General features: G+C 44.6%; 22 protein-coding genes. 17 read left to right on the top strand and 5 right to left on the bottom strand.

Features of this window, described 5'->3' with window-relative positions:
• Window positions 1-82: 82 nt before the first annotated feature.
• From ACRC32_RS12635 to ACRC32_RS12610, 6 genes are all read left to right on the top strand, one after another.
• Window positions 83-553 carry a hypothetical protein gene (locus tag ACRC32_RS12635; protein WP_438554296.1) on the top strand — a complete coding sequence of 157 codons (471 nt, stop codon included), beginning with the start codon at window positions 83-85 and terminating at the stop codon, window positions 551-553.
• Window positions 554-876: 323 nt separating this feature from the next.
• On the top strand, window positions 877-1902 hold the full coding sequence (locus ACRC32_RS12630) for a hypothetical protein (RefSeq protein ID WP_438554295.1): 1026 nt from the start codon (window positions 877-879) through the stop codon (window positions 1900-1902).
• A 604-nt stretch (window positions 1903-2506) separates the two neighbouring features.
• Complete coding sequence (locus tag ACRC32_RS12625) at window positions 2507-2986, top strand: hypothetical protein (protein ID WP_438554294.1); 480 nt, start codon at window positions 2507-2509, stop codon at window positions 2984-2986.
• Between the two features lie 50 nt (window positions 2987-3036).
• Window positions 3037-3201: a hypothetical protein gene (locus ACRC32_RS12620; protein WP_438554293.1), complete on the top strand. Its 165-nt coding sequence runs from the start codon at window positions 3037-3039 to the stop codon at window positions 3199-3201.
• Window positions 3202-3391: 190 nt separating this feature from the next.
• The gene (locus ACRC32_RS12615) at window positions 3392-3775 is read left to right on the top strand and encodes a hypothetical protein (RefSeq protein ID WP_438554292.1); all 384 of its coding nucleotides are present in this window, start codon (window positions 3392-3394) and stop codon (window positions 3773-3775) included.
• 46 nt (window positions 3776-3821) lie between these two features.
• On the top strand, window positions 3822-4196 hold the full coding sequence (locus ACRC32_RS12610) for a YkgJ family cysteine cluster protein (protein ID WP_438554291.1): 375 nt from the start codon (window positions 3822-3824) through the stop codon (window positions 4194-4196).
• Between the two features lie 112 nt (window positions 4197-4308).
• On the opposite strand, the gene ACRC32_RS12605 is transcribed toward ACRC32_RS12610, so the two are convergent.
• From ACRC32_RS12605 to ACRC32_RS12590, 4 genes are all read right to left on the bottom strand, one after another.
• On the bottom strand, window positions 4309-5289 hold the full coding sequence (locus ACRC32_RS12605; protein ID WP_438554290.1) for an RNA ligase family protein: 981 nt from the start codon (window positions 5287-5289) through the stop codon (window positions 4309-4311).
• Window positions 5290-5600: 311 nt separating this feature from the next.
• Entirely contained in the window at window positions 5601-6071 is a 471-nt protein-coding gene (locus ACRC32_RS12600; protein ID WP_438554289.1) for a macro domain-containing protein, read from the bottom strand.
• Between the two features lie 2 nt (window positions 6072-6073).
• A complete protein-coding gene (locus ACRC32_RS12595) occupies window positions 6074-6643 on the bottom strand; it encodes a hypothetical protein (RefSeq protein WP_438554288.1) in 570 nt (189 codons plus the stop codon).
• A gap of 326 nt (window positions 6644-6969) precedes the next feature.
• On the bottom strand, window positions 6970-7572 hold the full coding sequence (locus tag ACRC32_RS12590) for a hypothetical protein (protein WP_438554287.1): 603 nt from the start codon (window positions 7570-7572) through the stop codon (window positions 6970-6972).
• A 133-nt stretch (window positions 7573-7705) separates the two neighbouring features.
• Between ACRC32_RS12590 and ACRC32_RS12585 the strand changes: the two genes are divergently transcribed.
• Window positions 7706-8314, top strand: coding sequence for a VWA domain-containing protein (locus ACRC32_RS12585; protein WP_438554286.1), 609 nt, complete (start codon window positions 7706-7708; stop codon window positions 8312-8314).
• 29 nt (window positions 8315-8343) lie between these two features.
• Entirely contained in the window at window positions 8344-8655 is a 312-nt protein-coding gene (locus tag ACRC32_RS12580) for a salt stress protein, Slr1339 family (protein ID WP_438554285.1), read from the top strand.
• A 56-nt stretch (window positions 8656-8711) separates the two neighbouring features.
• Here ACRC32_RS12580 and ACRC32_RS12575 read toward each other — a convergent pair whose 3' ends face one another.
• On the bottom strand, window positions 8712-9023 hold the full coding sequence (locus tag ACRC32_RS12575; RefSeq protein ID WP_438554284.1) for a hypothetical protein: 312 nt from the start codon (window positions 9021-9023) through the stop codon (window positions 8712-8714).
• 1497 nt (window positions 9024-10520) lie between these two features.
• Between ACRC32_RS12575 and ACRC32_RS12570 the strand changes: the two genes are divergently transcribed.
• The 9 genes from ACRC32_RS12570 to ACRC32_RS12530 all read left to right on the top strand — a co-directional run bounded on the left by ACRC32_RS12570 (window position 10521) and on the right by ACRC32_RS12530 (window position 17535).
• Window positions 10521-11513, top strand: coding sequence for a hypothetical protein (locus ACRC32_RS12570; RefSeq protein ID WP_438554283.1), 993 nt, complete (start codon window positions 10521-10523; stop codon window positions 11511-11513).
• Between the two features lie 116 nt (window positions 11514-11629).
• Window positions 11630-12346, top strand: coding sequence for a hypothetical protein (locus tag ACRC32_RS12565; protein WP_438554282.1), 717 nt, complete (start codon window positions 11630-11632; stop codon window positions 12344-12346).
• Window positions 12339-12770, top strand: coding sequence for a hypothetical protein (locus ACRC32_RS12560; RefSeq protein WP_438554281.1), 432 nt, complete (start codon window positions 12339-12341; stop codon window positions 12768-12770). The genes ACRC32_RS12565 and ACRC32_RS12560 overlap by 8 nt, the downstream gene beginning before the upstream one ends.
• Before the next feature lie 613 nt (window positions 12771-13383).
• Entirely contained in the window at window positions 13384-13713 is a 330-nt protein-coding gene (locus ACRC32_RS12555; protein ID WP_438554280.1) for a hypothetical protein, read from the top strand.
• On the top strand, window positions 13691-14110 hold the full coding sequence (locus ACRC32_RS12550) for a hypothetical protein (RefSeq protein WP_438554279.1): 420 nt from the start codon (window positions 13691-13693) through the stop codon (window positions 14108-14110). Before ACRC32_RS12555 ends, ACRC32_RS12550 begins: the two co-directional genes overlap by 23 nt.
• 3 nt (window positions 14111-14113) lie before the next feature.
• On the top strand, window positions 14114-14842 hold the full coding sequence (locus ACRC32_RS12545) for a hypothetical protein (RefSeq protein WP_438554278.1): 729 nt from the start codon (window positions 14114-14116) through the stop codon (window positions 14840-14842).
• Window position 14843: 1 nt separating this feature from the next.
• Window positions 14844-15932, top strand: coding sequence for a thymidylate synthase (gene thyA, locus ACRC32_RS12540; protein ID WP_438554277.1), 1089 nt, complete (start codon window positions 14844-14846; stop codon window positions 15930-15932).
• A gap of 312 nt (window positions 15933-16244) precedes the next feature.
• Window positions 16245-16817 carry a dihydrofolate reductase gene (locus tag ACRC32_RS12535; RefSeq protein WP_438554276.1) on the top strand — a complete coding sequence of 191 codons (573 nt, stop codon included), beginning with the start codon at window positions 16245-16247 and terminating at the stop codon, window positions 16815-16817.
• Window positions 16768-17535 (top strand): prohibitin family protein, encoded by a 768-nt coding sequence (locus ACRC32_RS12530; RefSeq protein ID WP_438554275.1) that lies wholly within the window; start codon window positions 16768-16770, stop codon window positions 17533-17535. The genes ACRC32_RS12535 and ACRC32_RS12530 overlap by 50 nt, the downstream gene beginning before the upstream one ends.
• The last annotated feature ends 90 nt before the right edge of the window (window positions 17536-17625 follow it).

The following is a 17625-nucleotide window of genomic DNA, read 5'->3' as shown; positions in this document are numbered from 1 at the left end:
TCTGAGACCTCGACGGAGGATGTCCGATCGCTAAAAGAGGTAAATCTGCTAAAGACGTATCGAATCTAATTCAAGAAAGTTTATGGATATAGATAGACTTCGAAAACTAGCGGAAGCAGGATGGGCTGTAGGAGATGCGACCGATTTTCTAGAGTGCTCACCTGAAGACATAGGAATAACGATAGAAGATGTGCTGTATCCTCCTGGGGTACAAATACAGTCTGATGGGAATACTGTGTGGGTTCATCAGGGAGGAGAAACGATCGCACGGTTCGGAGCTAGAGGCATAGATATCCATAACACTGTAAAGGATGTTATCGATGGAAAAAGGGAGTGTTTATTTTGCGCACATGGACCTACAAACAGAGAAGATTGGGTAACATTCATCGTAAAAACATACGAAACGTTCGGGGTAGTCATTGGATGGAAGCATACCCCAAAGAGATTCTTAAAAGAGGACGAAATAATGAATAACTTCGTTACGTTGCAGACAATGCTAGCGGGAGATGCTTCCGCCTTCTACTTGCAGCGATTCATGGAAGATATAGAGTAGCTAATTCAAGAATGGAGAAACATAGAAAGGTACGGATCGGAAACTAATTCCGAAAGATATGCGCGCCAGGCTTGTGCTGACGCTTTAGAGAAATTGCTCGGAAAATAAAAAATGAGTAAACCCATTATAAACACAGGCGCACTTCTTATAGTTGCTTTTGGAAGCAGCGCATGGGGAGACGTGAGCAATTCCCATGTTATTAGACTTGGCGGGATTCTGATGATGGCGATCGGATGCTATATATATATATATATCCAACGCTATAGTAGCAAACGCCTTGAGAAAACCAGATAGCGTCGATAGGTGATTTATCAGGATTAACTATGGATCTTTCACAACTTGAGATTGAGATACAAGACACAATTAAACAGGCGGAGGACCAAACCAAGGAGTTTGAGCGAAGTCAAAAACGTAAGGGTTTAATCGAGCAACACGAAAAACAACTGCTCTCAAAAGTAGCGCCGATTCATCGAACGGTTTCACAAGCCTTAGTAAAGTTCGAGGCGCAAGGAACTCAGAACCCTGCGATCGTTAAACTTGTTGATCGGTTGAGAAGTCAGAAGAGTCTACTAGAAGAGAAGATTAGAAAAATCCCGCAAGAAGCTGAGCTGTTGGTTGACGAGCAGATGCAATTCGAACAGCAGCAGGAAATTAAACGCTTAAAAGATATTGAGCTAGAAAATCAGAGGCGGGAGCTTAAGCAAGATATCCTGGAGGAAATTGGTCAGCAACGATGCTTTTTCGAAGCAACCGATCTAGCGATTTATATCCGGGACCGTCTTAAGGAGCTATCTGAGATTAACGCGGTAGACGAGATCGCGATTGCGCTCGTCAACAAAATCAATGAACTGTCTAACAGGGGTCCAGTCGCGAAGCATCGATTGTCCGGGGAGGAGACGATCCGGTTCACGGCACAGTTTGCGCTAAACAACCGTATCCGAGCAATAAGCATTGTTGGCAAGCCTACCGCTCGATCAAGTAAGCCTCAAAAGGAAAACAGCCTTGCGCTAGAGAATCCTTCTCGATCGCTTAGCCATCTCAAAGGAAGGGTTGTGATCGTAGGTGGCGACAGCACGTTGGAATTAGGGGTGCGAGCAAAATTAGGGGACTCTCAAGTTGAGATTTTGCATTGGGCGAACGCATCGGCTAAACAGTCTCAAATCAATAAAGCGGTGCAAGCCGTGGAGCAAGCCGATCTGGTAATTGCGATCGCAGGAGTCGCGCCTCAAAAATCGATCGATACAGTTGTTCGATCCGCTAGATCTGCAAAGGTTAAAAACAGTCGTCTACATGCTCAAGGGGTAGGCGGAGTGATTAACGCGATCGAAGTAGGGTTAGCGTCTAAATAAAAATAACAGGGTTATATGCCAAAAATTAACAATCCAGTGGTACATGTACTAACAGCTTTAAGAATGCTGAGGTTTAGAGTAAATCTGAGTCAGCAGCACATGGAAGAGGCTTTAGGTTTAGATAAGGGACAGGTTAATTACATTGAACTATCCGGGAATGTGACGCTATCTCAACTACAATCATATGCTGATTATTTCGGAATCAGTATAATCTCCTTACAAGAGTACATAGAAGCATACAAGTCAGATACGTACTTAATTCCTCCTCTTATAAGCGGGACTAAAAGTATTGTCCCCTTGGAAGAGAATGAGGGAGTAGCTGTTCGAATAAGAAGAGGTAGATAGCACGATGGGAACTGAAAAAGACTCGGAACACTCTCCATTACCAGCACCTTCTAACAAGAGGCTAAGTATATCACTGCCTTTTGATTCTGGCAGAATGCTAGATCTTCTATGCAGTCTGCAAGGGACAACGCAAACAGAGGCTATTCGACGTGCGATATCTACAGAATCCTTTATTCAAAGCGAACTAAAGAAGGGACATAAGATTTTTGTAAAGACATCGGCAGGAGAGATCAAAGAAATAGTGTTTTTGTAGGAAATTATGTCACAAATCAAAGCAGAGATTATTGATCTATCACCAGAAAAACAAAGTGAAATTGTTAAAGCGATCGATCAACAACTCCTAAGAGAAGGAAGAATCCTCTTGCATCCCTATAAGTTCTACGCTCAATTTGATAACCTAGAGCTACGGATGTGGATGCAGTTCAGAGGTAGATACCAGCTCCCGACTATCGAGCTGATTGACTGGTTAAGAGAGAAGATAGGAGATAGATTTGCGATCGAAGTCGCAGCAGGGAACGCGGATCTGGGCTATCACCTGGGAATCCATCAGACTGATAGCTGGATACAGATGCATCCTCTGATGCAGGGATATATGTATGCTAGAGATGCTAAGGCTACAGCACCCAAATTAGACGTAGAAAAACTAGAAACCGTAGAAGCGATCAAGAAATACAAACCTCAAATTGCGATCGCGTCATGGCTCACTCAAAAAAAAAAGCGTAAAGAAAGACCCGCTTAGTGAAGGAGATGGCTTCTTTGCAGGAGCTAATGAGCTTGAGATCTTAAAAAATGTTGAACGCTACACCTTTATCAGGGTTAAAGGCGTTTACTGACTTCATGCCTTACCCAGGAAGCAAAATAACTGTATTTGGCGAAGACAAAATTGCTGCATTACCTGAAGAACTAAGACTGCTATTATTAAACTTTTGCGATATGGAGGTTATAAGCAACTAAGCAGCGCAAGATATGAACAATGCACTTATAGAAGAGTTTTACCCCGGACTTGAAAAATAAAAAACCTACAACTATTAGATAGTTGTAGGAGAGTCCAAATCAAAAGAGAAAAAAATGATCCTAGTTCAACCAGCATCTATAAAATTATACACGACTGTACGGATATTGACAAGTCAGGAGAGGGATAAAGATGGATATAGATGAACTAGTTAGACTGTCGATACCTTTCGACAATACACCTACGGAATGCGATGGGTGTACTTACCTTATCGCTTCAGAGCTTTACAGCTCTGAAGTCTTGTTCCAACTATTTACAGGAACCTGCACCTGGAGGATGGGCGGAAGAGCAAAACAGGTTATATACCCTCACTTTTGGATAGAAACTGAGGAAGTTAGGATAGATTATCGGCTAAGGGTGTGGCTGGGAGAAGATGAGTGCATCCCTCATGGAGTATTTCTAAAAGAAGCCTACCCTGATTTTGAATGGATAGGTGAATCATTTCCTACTCCTGAGTTTTCGGAAGAGGTTATCGCTGTTTTGCAGACAGACCCAAAAAATATTTTAGGGATTTAACAAAAATTAGATATTAATACAGCCTATAAGTATGTAAGGAGAAGATATGAGTCAACTACAACTAGCAGAACTGGAAGAGATATACAACTCTCTACCCCTCTTAGTATGCAAAGGAAAATGCCAGGAATGCTGTGGGGTTATTGGGGTGCTTCCGATCGAAGTCGAAAACATTCAGACCGTTAGCTCAGTTCCGACCGTTGACGGTGATTTGACATGTTCCAAGCTAGTGCAGGGTTTTGGCATCTGTTCAATCTATAAACAAAGACCGTTAATCTGTAGGTTATGGGGGATCGCAGAAGAGATGCCTTGTCCCTATGGATGCAAGCCAGAGAGAACGATCGGCAGAAAGGAAGCTAATAAACTTATAGCAAAGATTCAGGCGTTGAAGAAAGGAAAGCAGGTGATAACCATACACACCTAGAGATGGGATAATATAGAGTTAATACACCTGCTACGCCGATCGATTTTAAGCTTTGGCGCACCAAGCAGGTTTTTTAGTGTTTACTCTTTTAATACCTGATGCAAAACCAGATTTATTCATTATTCTCAATGAGAAATCTATTGTTGATCACTTTCACGCTGAGTCTGCCATTCAAGGTTGCACTGTAGGTTTCTACAATGGGTCGAAGTACAATCCCTTCCCGTTGATTTACTGTTCCGGGATATATTCCTTCTGCTGCTTCGAGTAGAGATTCAGGTGTGGTTTTTCTTGCGTCAAGAACTGTAAGAAAAACCACACCTACATAGGGAATATCGTACTCTTTGCAGAACGTGACGAATTCTCGCCAGTTAAAGTACCTACCTCGCTGAATATCAAAAACATTAAACGCGAAAAACCATAGTTCTTTTAGTCCTAGCTTATTGCCTTGCATTTTTGGACCGCAGATCTCGCCTTGAACCGCAATACCTTCGGGAATGTTTCCCAGCTTGTATTTGTCGGCGATACGCCAGTAAGGGTTGTTAGCAGGGTCTAACCGAATGTCTCGACTACATACGTAAAACTCTTTGTAAAAGTTGGCATACGTTGCACTCACTCCATCGTATTTAACCGTAGCGACAACCTCTCTACCGTCAAACTCTTTCAGGATATGAGGAACTGACTGAATTCGAGTTTCATCCGTCTTCGGAATAAAGCCTGGAAAAGGGCTTTGACCTTTAATCTCCGCTACAAATTTCTCATATTTCGTGACACCTAGTAGTTCGGTCACGTCTGCGCCGATCTCGGTTGGCAGCATGATTTTGAAAACACTTAGCGGTAACGCCAGTCCTTGAGACAAGACGCCACGCAGCCTCACAGTTCGGATGCGGTAGTTACCCCACCGACGCATAAATTCCGACCATTCTGTTTCAGGCAGAATACTATCGATCTCAAAGAAGACACATAAATCACCTTCTTCAAACTCACCTTTTCTAGCGACGGTAGACCATCCAAGGACCATCAACTTTTCTATAGCATCTGCATTGTCGATTGCAGATATAGATCCAATCTGCTGAATTGAAGCTAAAGTACGCATTGTAGTTTTACTGGCTGGATCTGGTTGACTTAATCTAATCTCAAACTTTTATACCGTAGACATACTCATCAAATCACTTTGCAACTATACCAACAGACCTGAAGGCTATCTAACCCTGTGTTTTAGATAGAAGCCTAACCGATAGACAAAGAATCTAAACCAAACAGTATCGACTATAACTGAACAAGCATCGCTAGAATCTATAAGCCAGTGCTTAACAAAGATGCTTCTTTCTAAGCTAGAGTAGAGACTGATTTCAAAGATGAACCAGCTATAGCGATGAGGCTCCTGTAGATACTGTTTAATTTTATCTAGCACTGCGGCTCATAGATAATTACATAAACATCTTGTAGACCGATAAGATACTGGACCATAATAGAAGCAACCCCTACCCACTGCAAACCTCCATTACCGCATCCTAGAGCCGGAATTGCGATAGATCGAATCTTTCTGTCTTTTATCACCTTTCGAAGATCCCGCATCCCGTCAACGATATACTTCATAGTGGAATCATCCTTCCAGTGTTGTTTGGTAGGAAAATTGATTAAGTACCGAGGATTGCTGACTTTTTGAGGATAAAGACAGTTTTCGGTCACAAACATTCTTCCGGGAACTACTTCTCCACGAAGGCAAGCCGATCGATACTCTCTGAAGTTGTTTGGATACTTCTCCTTAAATTGCAACGCAATCCCCTTCCCCATTACTCCAACGCAGTTAACTGCGTTGACGATCGCATCAACTTCATCTTCTTCTAGTAAATCCCCTTGCTTGAATTCGATCATAACTAGTAATCGTAGAACTCCTTAACACTGATCCTTCCATTGTCACAAAGTAGATCAAACTTGTAAAAATTAACAGAGCTGCAATAAAGATCGTCCTCCTTGTTATCGCACCTAGCGGCATAGGTAAGAGCGGCTTCCATAGTCGAGAAATAGAGAAGCAAGTATTCGTCTTCATCACCGGGATCTATTTCAGTAATATAGATACTTTTTAGATCAGGTGGCTCTATAAAATCCGCGCATGGGTCTTCCTTCTCAACAATACCCGCAGAGATTAATTGCAAGCGAATATCGTGAGCATACATGTCCCGAAGGCTAATCTTCCCATCTTCACATATCCGATCGAACTGGTAAATGTTAACTTTGTGCCATCCTGCAAAACCGTACTCATCGTCCCCGTGATAGTTAGCGTATGCTATAGCAGCTTCTTTGTTCCAAAAATAGACGGATCTATGACTCGCTTCAGGATCGTACATCTTGACAATATAAATACCATTGTCAAGATTAGGTACGGTAGAATATTTAATCTCATCAAGTGGGGTTTTTGACGGATCTACGTTCCAAGGTTCGATCATGGCGTAACATGTGCTCCTCTGCGTGACAGTTGCTGCATAGTAATACGGTCTTATCTAGCTCTGACTTCAAGGATTCAAACGATCGGCTAGATTTTCCAATTCCGAAGCTCTTGTTTAACGGATCAGGGTGGTGGAACTGTAGAGCAGCTTCGCACCTACTATAGCTGCAAACAGAACACCTGCCTCCTTTGTACTCCACCGCTTTCCGTTTAATTAATCTAGCTCGTGCTCCTGCTTGGCAGGATCTACAAAAACTGACAGGCTTAGATGGACTATCTAGACACTTACTGCATAGATACGATCGCATATTTTATATAGTCCATAATTTATCGGATCGGGATAGATAGATCTAGCATCATGGTCTTTACAAAATAAAGCAGATCCGATAACGTTGACTCATTCAGAAGCTCTATTTGAGTCGTTTTTTTAAGGTATGTCAAATACGACTCCGACGCATGAATGATTTGGTTTTCGTTGTAGAACGCAGCTTCTGCGACTTCGTTCTGAATGTATACTGTGGTTCCATTCATAGAATGAACCCACGCCAGTTCATGCGGAAACCGAAGGTCGGAAATCACTACGATCGAATCTTCAGGGAGCGATCGAACATGAGAAGCGAGTAGTTCAACCCAAATACCTGCGCCGAACAGCGATCGATAGCCTTCACCGATCGTCTTTAAGAGACCTCTTGGAGTGTAGTCAATCCCCTTAAACGATAGTAAGGTATGTCCTTCTTTCCAGTCGCGATCGTCAAACAACTGTCGATGAGACAGATCGGACTGATAGAAGCCGCATAGTAAAGAAATCTGGTCTTGGATCGCGTGTGCAAATTTGCAGTGGTGAACAGGCTGTTTTGAGAGTTCGGAGATCATCTGCGCAGCGGTATCTTTCCCTGATCCGATCGCACCTGAAAGGCTAATAATCTTCATCTACTGTCTACGTAGGTATAAGAATATAGTATACCTACGTAGGTAGAATATGTATCGTAATATTACTGAATTTGACAACGGCTGCATTAGGTGATTTGATGATTGGGTCGAAATTCACTTAAGTATGATAATAATGGACGATCTAAAGAAGAGAGATTACACGCTGATTCTGGATAAGAGCGGCAGCATGTCTACAATGATCCAGGGATTAACCCGGAGCCGTTGGGATATTGCCCAGGAATCTACACTAGCATTAGCGCGTAAATGCGAACAATTCGATCCCGATGGAATCACGGTCTACGTGTTTTCTAATAAATTCAAGCGATACGACGATGTGACCTCTAGCAAGGTGGACGACATCTTCTTAGAGAACGATCCGTCTGGATCAACGGACCTGGCATCGGTTCTAAAAGATGCGACGGAAAACTATTTCGATCGTAAGAATAAAGGACAATCAAAGGAAGGAGAAACTATCCTGGTGATAACGGATGGAGAGCCGGATGATAAGCGGAAGGTGTTTGAGACCATCATCGCTGCCTCCCAGAAGATGGAGCGGGATGCAGAACTCGGCATCACGTTTATCCAAGTCGGAAACGATTCCGGCGCAAAGAAGTTTCTAGATGCGATAGATAACGATCTTCAAGGTGTCGGTGCAAAGTTCGATATCTGCGACACGGTTACAATGGATGATCTGGCGGATCGATCGCTAGCCGAAGTGCTTCTTGCGGCTGTGAATGATTAGCTTCCCTGTGATATAAGCGGATTTAAGAAATGGGAAACGGTATCGACGATCTCCTATATAACTTAGGAGAGCCTATGCCCAAGCGCTCTGGGACCGATGATCTGATTTCTAGTATGAAAGCTGAGCAGATCCAACATGACCTCAAAAGGCAGAAGGATCAGCAAGCAGCCGTAGAGTCCGAGTCGAAACGACAGCTTGAGGAGATGAAGACTGCTGCTGAACAATGGTTGAAAACCTTAGATAGGAAGTCAACAGAAGGATTGTGGTTTGAGGAATTCGCCTGCAACTACAGTACTGAGATTGAAGCAGCGATCGACTATCTTAAAGCTGTTCAAGCATGAAGAGATAACAACTAGCCTCCGTGCCTCTTAGGGCACGGAGGCTTTATTATGCTTTGTTAAATTTCGTCGTTTTGATTTTTATGTAGAGCATTGATTGCCTGATCTAGGCAAGACGAGATTGTGTCGATCGCAATAATTCGGTACTCATATCCCGGATCAACAATAATAGGAATACCTTGAAACTCCGTTATTCCAAGGATGGTGTGACTCATCCTTTGCTTTTCCACGACATACGTTAAACAGAGGTATGTTCCATATCCAAGAAGTATTGATCCGGGATAGTTTCCGTGGATACGTAAAAAGTCAGTGACAACGCTCCACACCTTATCAGGGATGTCCGGGTCTATCGGATACTTGAGCTGATGCATAGTTAGTATCGATCCTCGATCGTTGCCGTCCCTTTGTGCTGTATGGAGTAAATAAACGGATCTTTGCCGTCGTATTTCTCCATAACTAGACGAAGTGCAGAAGATATATCCGAGGCTATTACATACTCGTTTGTGTTTGTCTTATAGCTTCGATGATCTCCTTTGTAGTTCAAATACACACCCCAAAGCGATCGAGATCTATCTAAATCCATACATCCTCTTAAATGCAAAACACCCCTCAGTCAAAGACGGGGGTGCTCAAAGCCAACTGACTTCCACCTCCAGGCTTTTCCTGGATTGCCGTAATTTTAACATAGGAGCAAGACAGGAGTTACCCTGCCTCGCTCATGATTGACGTAACCCTTTCTACTGTACAAGAGAAGACAGACACGGAACGCTAGAAAGTATAGCGTCTATCTTTCATCTGCTCTATTCTTTGTACTCCAAGGACATTGACCTCTACTCTAACCCTTATACCGTGTGATCTTATGACCTCTACTGTAACTTCTGCTACATGCCGAGGGCAGTACGTAGCCGGAAAATGCAGAGAGAACTTAGTTGCATTATCCCTGTCGCGTTCCCTAAAGCAGAACCCTGCCCTGCTATTAAGCTCATTCAGCGAGGCAAAAACCTCTGCATCAAGCGATCTTGAAAAATCTAACCATAAGTGAGTGGGATAGATGGTGATTTGGCAACCTACAACCGGAAATAACTTGTCCCAAAAAGACATAAACAGTCTCCTAAGTGTTAACACTTCCCGTGATATACAGGAAAATCAAGAACAGGCACCTCCCATTCAGGGCAGTGGTATCTAACGATCAGTAGCCCTGATTCATCCTGCACGATCTCAAGCCACTGATCATGACCTCTAAATTTAATCGACATGCTTCTCCGTCCCTGTTATTGAATAGTGCTGTAAAGGAGCTGGTCCGAAACCAGCTCCTGTTTCTACGGGTTAGAACTGTGATTTATACCAACTCCTTAGATAGCTCTAACTGCTGCTACCTAAGGCAGTTTCTACCTTCTTGATAGCCTACTTATCCAATCCATGCTGAATGATAATATCACCTGCCGATAGAAACGCATCCGAAATAACACTGACCAAATCTTCTATCGCCAAATCACCTGGATATTTTTCGCTAAGCCGGATTGCCGAAGTGTATAAGTATTCGATCGCATCGAATAAATCCTGATCGGTCTCGATCGTGGAACAGATCTCACGAACACTAACGCAGGTATTTATACCCATTATTTTCTACGTCTCAACTAAGAACCTTGAGGGTTCTTGGTTATACATCTTAGAAATAATTAATTAAGTAATTATTCTAATAATATCTAGAAAGATATTATATGTATTTAATTAAATATTTTCTAGATCTAATATTAAAGAATGATACCGGATATAGGGAGTTCTGTCAACCCCTTACGCAGACTTTTTGATACTATCGATCGCACAATCACGGTACAGTGTTCAGAGCTTACCGAGAGAACGTGATCATGACCTACCGCATCAACGCCGAGATTTTAGTCCGAATTTTACGATCGCTCTCAGTGGTGTCTAAATGGTCCTACAAGCTATGGGTGTCCCATAATGAATATAGATTCATAATCGAAGGTGATGCGGCTTGTGTGACCTTCCAGGTGCAAGAGACGCAATTTTCTACCCAGGTCTTGGAACCGATCGGACTCCGGCTCCCTCTCGAATTTGTGCGATCGCTAGCAAGCTTATCGATTAAGCAAGCATCCTCGGACCTTGAAATCCTGACAGGATCAGGGATGCGGATTTTGTTTTTAGGGGATGAGGTAGATGTCGCGATCGTCGAGGTGGCAGAGGCTTCAAAGCGGCAATCGATCGAAGTGTTTCCGCTAGAGGATCTGATTGCGTTGTGCAATCAACCTGTGCATCCAGCGGAGGCGTTAATCATATCCCCGCTTGGATCGCTTGCATTTTCTCAACAGTGTGCGGAAGCCGTTCTAGACTTGGAACTGCTTGCGTCCCGCTACCTGGAGATCCCCGATCCTGCGCTGCTGATGGCTGCGTTGTCTAAGCTGACGATCGAGGCTTCCCATCTTTCCGAGCTTGGATTGTTTGGCAGTGTTAAGCTGTCCGCGAAAAGCAAGCTTCCGTCAATTGCGTATTCTTACGGTCCTCTGCTGCGGTTAGATCATCGAGAGCGGAGACTCGATCTGTATCGTCCCGTCACCGAGGTCCGAGAACGTGGAAGAAAACTGCCGCTAGACGCGACGAAGATGACCCGAACGATCGATCGTCTTAAGCAAAGCGGGGAGAGCTATGCCTCGCTAACTCGCACAACTCGGATCACCTACAAAGAATTTGTGACGTTGTTTGGCTCCATTACGGAATCTACCGAAGCGTACCTGCTAGACAACTTGCTGCTGGTCTCTAACGGAAAGTACGATCGACTACATACCGTGCCTGTACTGCAACCTGTCCGTAAACCTGCGGAACCTCCTGAAAATGTCTCCTGATTTGTACGGATAAAATAATCCTGGGAAATAAAGCGGGTCTAAAGATACGAAAATATACCGTTATACCCTCCGTATGGATTGCGTATTGTAAGTGCAGTTCAGACAGCGAGAGATGCATGACTAACGCAGTGTCAGACCCGTACCTATTCCCAACAGGAATTCCCGCACGGCATCCTGTATTGTCTATCGATCCTAAGCGGTTTCTGGAAGCCTACAACTTAGATGTGTCTCAATGGGTTGAGCGCAATAAGTTTAGAGAAGGAACGCAAAAGACGGGAGATAAGATTTTGTATCTATCCCATGCTCATGCTCTGCGTTTAATGCGTCAGCATTTCCCAGAGCTTGAGACCGGGTTTGTGGTTAACCCTGTTACCGGAGGGTATTTTTTTGAAGAGATCGGAGGTGGGGGTTTTTTCTGCAAGCCGTATGTTCATGACGGATTTTCTTGCAGCGCTATCTACCACTTCGGAGTCCTCTCCCAATCGGGTGCTTCTGTATTTCCTCACAGTAAAGACAAGAGCGGAAATCCGAGCGCAGATGAGCAACTGTTTAACCGTAGCTTCTACCGCGCCCAAACAAAAGCGATCGCACTTACGACTGGAATCGGGTTGAAGCTGTGGACCGGAGATGATTTATCGGAAGATATCATCGATGACAAGCTATCCCGAATCAGTGCGGTCGAGGAACTTGCGATTCAACATAACAGGCTAGCTACAGAGCCTTACCTAATCCCTGCCTTGAATTACATGTCCAGTGCTGAGCTAATCAACAGCATTGGTAAGGATTTGCAGGCACGCCTAAAAGAACTAAAACAGGACGTTTCGAATGTTTAGAACGGTATTGACGGGTCGCGTAATTTCGGTTCAGCATAAAACAACGGAAGATAACCCTAAGCTAAAAGACAATGTTCTTCAGGTTCTGTTGAACGTTGCAACGGGAGAGCGAAAGCCTGAAGGTGAAAAGTACGCGCCTTCTGTACTGGCTCAATTTTCCCTGTGGGGTAAGTACGCTGATTCTATGGCTCCGCATATCGATAAAGATGTTCGACTGCTAGTTGATGGGTCGATGGGAGTTCCCAACTCCTACGTCAAGGACGGTGAGGCGAAGACGACCTTCACACTCGCTAGAGTTGATAAGGTTGAAATCATGGGTGCCGTTGAAACCGAAAAACCATCGGAAGCTTCTGGACCTGCTGAGTCCGAGACCGTAGCTGTCGAAAAGAGACCTAAAGTTACTCCCGATATCAGCTTCGACTAAACCTTTGGAAGTAGCTGCGCCTTAAACGCAGCTACTTCCCTGGGTCATCCTACCCTTTGTGCTATGACCTCTACTGAAATCGTCGATCGAATCCTAAAGTACTACTCCAAACCTGGCAACAAGCCAGGTGTTACCGAAATCGGATACTGCACCTACTATCGAAACGAGAGATGTAGATGCGCGATCGGATGCTTACTAGATGACGCCGCTTATTTGCAGCGCTATGTAGACGACATCACCCAAGACGGATCGTTGATAGCGATCTACACGACTGCTCTAAGTCGTCCAAACTGCAATCGATCGAAGCAAGTGATTCGCTTAATCGACTCTATCCGCCCTACGGATCTTCATGCCGAGTATAGTCTTGGCTTTCTGTACAGAGTGCAAAGTCTTCATGATGAAATCGCCTTTCATCCTAAAAGTGATTTCTACACTGATTTAGCCTCTGCGCTTCACTCTGCGAAGGTTCAATTCTCTGAGTATATACAGCAACCTATCTATGAACGTGCCGGAGCTGCTCGATAAGATTCGATCATTCTATGCAGCACCTGGAAACGGTCCCGGATTCGAAGAACTAGCGTGTTCCTATCACGTTAACAACTCTTCTAAGTGTGTGATTGGGTGCCTTTTAGAAGACTCAGAGCGCTTTCAGAAGTATGCCGATTGCTATTCCGACTCCACAATCAGATATATCTACAGCATCGCCGAAGCAAATTCTACTGTTGACGTGGAAGCCTTGTGGATCATGCAGCAAGTCCAGGCGTTATTTCCCACTGAAATCCCTGAGCCTCTTCAGTTCTTGGTTCGTCTTCAAAAATGCCATGACGGATTAACTCATGTTCCGATTGAGTTGTTCGTAGATCGTCTAGAAAAGGAGCTTTCTAGCTTGATGTCTTTATACTCTTTATGGATTTACCCGAATGAAGGCACAAGAGTTAATTGACAAGGTTCTGAACTTCTACAAGACTCCTGGAAACAACCCAGGGTTCCAGGACGATAACTGTCTTTACTGGATTAATGATTCAAGCATGTGTGCGATCGGATGCCTTCTAGATGAACCGGAACGGTTTCAAAAAGCAGTTGAAACGGAATTCAACTGTTCTGGAATATCCTCTCTGTATTATCAGATGCCGCAGGGGGATCATCCTCTCAAGTGGATGAAGCTGGAAATTGAACGTCTATTTCCAGACGATTTTCCAGATGCGGTTGCCTTCCTTCGGGATCTTCAAGGTGTTCACGACAAGACCGCTCGATCGATGGAGAAAGAGAGTCAGGAATCATTCCACGAGCGACTGCTACCTGCTCTCAATGCGCTGAAAACGAAATATAACTTAGAGTGATCCATGATTGAACTCGAACTCAAGTCTATCCCATCGGATAGAACCGCAGATCTGCTGGCTATTCACTACACGCTAGCCGACACCCAGATCCACAAAAACCACTACTTCTCACCCGGAACCTCTCTATCGCTTAACGTCTTAAACACGATCGCGATGAGTCACCTTCCGAGCGATCGCATCGATCAACTCGAATCAGTGGTTGAATCTCTGGCTGAAGCCTGTGTTCGCAAACTTCCGATTTCGATTCGAACCCGATCGCTAATCTCGATTCATGAGCCTCCCAGAACACTGCTCATCGCGAAGTGGTCGCTTAATGATGAATCGTCTGAAAATGGATCGATTCGCCAAGAAATTGAGCTTCCGGTCTTGTTGCAAATTGATTCTCTAGATTCTATTCTGGAACGCGATTTAGCTATCCAATCAAAATGGAGACGCAGCAGAGCTGTCTATCTTCCTCCGTTTGAGGGAGCGGAGACGGTTTGCGTCGATCACAATTCTGGGTACGGTCCGATCGTTGAAATCGAAGCAATTCTTTCGGATGAGGCGACTGCTGAAGATAAAACACTGGCGCTTAAAATCCTTCGCGCTCAGCTCGATCTTTTAGAGTGTCGGGAACTATCCGACGATCGACTCTGCGAAATGTTTGCGGTCTATAGCGCGAACTGGGAACTGTTCTACCCGGACTGCAAGACCTTCGCAGACTTTCCTGAATTCCGGTACTTAATGAACTAACATGCCTCCAACACTATCTCCTGACGCGATCGATTCGCTAATTCATGCCTCGAACACTACCCAGCAATACGGTGAAGCAACCTATCTTAAACTTCTGGCTGATGTAATCCTGAATGGAAGCCAGAAAACAATTTTCGATTCTGCAACGAAAGAGCCGATGCCGGATAAATGCATCTACTCGTTGTTTGGTCGCCAGCTTCGATTTGATTTATCGAAAGGTTTTCCGCTCTATACGACAAAGAAAGTATTCTATCGCGGAGCCTTTGAAGAAATGATCTGGTTCCTTAAGGGGACCGGAAACGTTACGGACTTGATCCAGAAAGGTGTTCATATCTGGGACGAGTGGGCATATAAACACTTTCAGTATCGGATGAAGGAGTTTCCTTACAGTTATCTAGCTTATCCGCCTGACTCTACGGGTCGGCTCATTAGACAGGTCCAGTCTCAGGAGGAGCTTGTAGATTATCTTTTGCTGTCTCGACAACCGTTCGAGATTCCCGTTCACTACACCGCATTTACCAACTGGGGATGCATAGAGTGGGATGAACAAGCCAACGAGCCTTACGAATACTCGATCGATCAAACCGAATGGATTGTTGAGCAGGTTCAAAAAAATCCCGATCGTAAGTCGTATTATGTAACCTGCTGGAATCCGGCTAGAACGTATCAGATGGCAGCAGACCGGGGACTTGAATCCGTTGTTCTAGCGGCTTGCCACATCGATCATCTCGTTAACGTGATTGACGGACGACTAAATCTTCGAGTCGGGATTCGATCGAATGATCTGTTTCTGGGAAATCCATTCAACGTGGCTCAGTATGCGCTCCTAGCGCACATGTATGCGTTCTTGACGGGGTTTCCGGTCGGGGAGTTGTTGATCAATATCGACGATGCCCATCTTTACTCGGACCATATTGACCAAGCGATCGAGCAGATCGGACGAGAGATTCTACCGATGCCGCAACTCATGATCCACGATCGAGGTCAAGCACGAATGCAAGACTTTGTGTTTGAGGATTTTGAATGGCTGATTCCTTACAGATCTCACGGATCTTTGAAAGGAGAGGTAACGGTCGTTGGCGGATTTTAACCCACGAAAACAGACAGAAGATGTTTTAGCGGCTGGACTTGTTTCAGTCGGAATGATTACGCTTTTTGCGCTTGTAGTTATTTGGATCTTCCAATCAAACTGCAACCCATCAATGAAGCGAATCCTTCTATATCAAAATCAACAGATCATTCGATCGTGGGAAGTTCCATCTAACTCGATTCGACGACACCGATCGGGATATGTCTTCTACTGCGGGAAAGACTATATCGAAGTCGGCGGAGCTGTTGTCATTGAATCAGCGTCGATTCAGAACCCCTCTGTTATTGCCAGTACCCGCTGTACATCCCCCTAATGCTTTCAATCGTTGTCGCTTGTTCGCTCGAAAACGGAATCGGGTTTGAAGGGAAACTGCCGTGGTATCTTCCGGCTGATCTAAAACACTTCAGACAGTTAACGTTGAATCATGCTGTGATTGTCGGATCGAAAACCTTCGAGACCGATCTAAAATCAAAACCGCTTCCTGGAAGAGTCACGATCGTGCTGTCTTGTAGAAAGCAGCAATCGCGACCAGAAGAAAATCTGTATTTTATTCAACAGCGTACGGTTGAGTTCATCCGAGCGTCCATAAACGGGATACTAGCAGGTCATCCCGACATTAACTCAACCGAGATTATGGTGATCGGTGGAGAGAAGATTTACCAGTATTTTCTACCGCATGTCGATCGCCTGTATCTCACAATGGTTGATCACCCCGGACCTTTCGATAAGTGGTTTCCGCCATTCGATCGAGACTTTAAGCGCGTCGCGCACGAACCAATTCAGGTTCAAAACGACATTTACTATTCATTTGAAACCTACGAGCGGAGATCCTGTTATGAGATTGTGGATTCTATTACTGTGTGCGATCGGAACATTGTTTGCTAGTACGAGCTGCTCGATTATCGATCCGGGTGAGGTCGGCGTGAAATCGTCGTTAGGATCTGTAAAATCTGCCGCACTTCAACCGGGAGTCCATCTGTCGATTCCTTTGGTAGACTGGATTACGACGTTCGATTCAAGAGTTCAAGCCGCTCCCGAAGAGTTTAGTGCCTTAACATCGGACGGACAATCCGTGAAAGTGTTTGGGACACTGAATTTCCGAATCAGCGCACAACACGCACCTGTCATCTTTAGCCAGGTTGGGAAAACAACGGTAGAAGTCAAAGATCGGATCGTGCAGCCGATTTTACTAAGCGTTGTGAAGGAAGTCGTTGCCAAGCAATCCATGACGGAATTGATTGCAAACCAAGCTGCGTTTTCGACAGATGTAGGAGCTGCATTGCAGCAGCGATTAACTCAGGAAATGATTGCTGGGTTTTCAAAAGGTGCGATCGCGGAAGTCGATTCTTTTAACATTACTGGACTCAAGCTTGACGAAACAGTACAAGCCGCGATCGAGAAGACTGCTATTAGTAAGCAAGCACTGCTTACAGCTCAGTCTGAACTCAAGGTCGCTGAGATGGAAGCCAAGCGAAATGAAGCACTTCAAAAAACGTTAACCGCAGAAGTGCTGATGAATAAAGCGATCCAGAAATGGACTGGCGAAGGGGTCCCCCCGACTCTAAGTAGTAATTCTCAACTCCTTTTTAAGGTAGGGAAGTAAGTCATGACTCCTGTTACAACTCCGAAACTAGATTGCTCTAGATGCCGAAACTGGAAACAGGTGTCTGACCCTTACATCCTAAATCTGTTA

Source organism: Chroococcidiopsis sp. (genome assembly GCF_051657925.1).
GTDB lineage: Bacteria > Cyanobacteriota > Cyanobacteriia > Cyanobacteriales > Chroococcidiopsidaceae > Chroococcidiopsis.
Note: the sequence above shows the minus strand (reverse complement) of the source record. Positions and strands in the feature narration are given on the sequence as shown.

Excerpts from the sequence above, each read along its gene's own strand:
- ACRC32_RS12635 (WP_438554296.1), top strand. The coding sequence starts at position 83 with ATGGATATAGATAGACTTCGAAAACTAGCGGAAGCAGGATGGGCTGTA.
- ACRC32_RS12630 (WP_438554295.1), top strand. The coding sequence starts at position 877 with ATGGATCTTTCACAACTTGAGATTGAGATACAAGACACAATTAAACAG.
- ACRC32_RS12625 (WP_438554294.1), top strand. The coding sequence starts at position 2,507 with ATGTCACAAATCAAAGCAGAGATTATTGATCTATCACCAGAAAAACAA.
- ACRC32_RS12620 (WP_438554293.1), top strand. The coding sequence starts at position 3,037 with ATGTTGAACGCTACACCTTTATCAGGGTTAAAGGCGTTTACTGACTTC.
- ACRC32_RS12615 (WP_438554292.1), top strand. The coding sequence starts at position 3,392 with ATGGATATAGATGAACTAGTTAGACTGTCGATACCTTTCGACAATACA.
- ACRC32_RS12610 (WP_438554291.1), top strand. The coding sequence starts at position 3,822 with ATGAGTCAACTACAACTAGCAGAACTGGAAGAGATATACAACTCTCTA.
- ACRC32_RS12605 (WP_438554290.1), bottom strand. The coding sequence starts at position 5,289 with ATGCGTACTTTAGCTTCAATTCAGCAGATTGGATCTATATCTGCAATC.
- ACRC32_RS12600 (WP_438554289.1), bottom strand. The coding sequence starts at position 6,071 with ATGATCGAATTCAAGCAAGGGGATTTACTAGAAGAAGATGAAGTTGAT.
- ACRC32_RS12595 (WP_438554288.1), bottom strand. The coding sequence starts at position 6,643 with ATGATCGAACCTTGGAACGTAGATCCGTCAAAAACCCCACTTGATGAG.
- ACRC32_RS12590 (WP_438554287.1), bottom strand. The coding sequence starts at position 7,572 with ATGAAGATTATTAGCCTTTCAGGTGCGATCGGATCAGGGAAAGATACC.
- ACRC32_RS12585 (WP_438554286.1), top strand. The coding sequence starts at position 7,706 with ATGGACGATCTAAAGAAGAGAGATTACACGCTGATTCTGGATAAGAGC.
- ACRC32_RS12580 (WP_438554285.1), top strand. The coding sequence starts at position 8,344 with ATGGGAAACGGTATCGACGATCTCCTATATAACTTAGGAGAGCCTATG.
- ACRC32_RS12575 (WP_438554284.1), bottom strand. The coding sequence starts at position 9,023 with ATGCATCAGCTCAAGTATCCGATAGACCCGGACATCCCTGATAAGGTG.
- ACRC32_RS12570 (WP_438554283.1), top strand. The coding sequence starts at position 10,521 with ATGACCTACCGCATCAACGCCGAGATTTTAGTCCGAATTTTACGATCG.
- ACRC32_RS12565 (WP_438554282.1), top strand. The coding sequence starts at position 11,630 with ATGACTAACGCAGTGTCAGACCCGTACCTATTCCCAACAGGAATTCCC.
- ACRC32_RS12560 (WP_438554281.1), top strand. The coding sequence starts at position 12,339 with ATGTTTAGAACGGTATTGACGGGTCGCGTAATTTCGGTTCAGCATAAA.
- ACRC32_RS12550 (WP_438554279.1), top strand. The coding sequence starts at position 13,691 with ATGAAGGCACAAGAGTTAATTGACAAGGTTCTGAACTTCTACAAGACT.
- ACRC32_RS12545 (WP_438554278.1), top strand. The coding sequence starts at position 14,114 with ATGATTGAACTCGAACTCAAGTCTATCCCATCGGATAGAACCGCAGAT.
- thyA (WP_438554277.1), top strand. The coding sequence starts at position 14,844 with ATGCCTCCAACACTATCTCCTGACGCGATCGATTCGCTAATTCATGCC.
- ACRC32_RS12535 (WP_438554276.1), top strand. The coding sequence starts at position 16,245 with ATGCTTTCAATCGTTGTCGCTTGTTCGCTCGAAAACGGAATCGGGTTT.
- ACRC32_RS12530 (WP_438554275.1), top strand. The coding sequence starts at position 16,768 with ATGAGATTGTGGATTCTATTACTGTGTGCGATCGGAACATTGTTTGCT.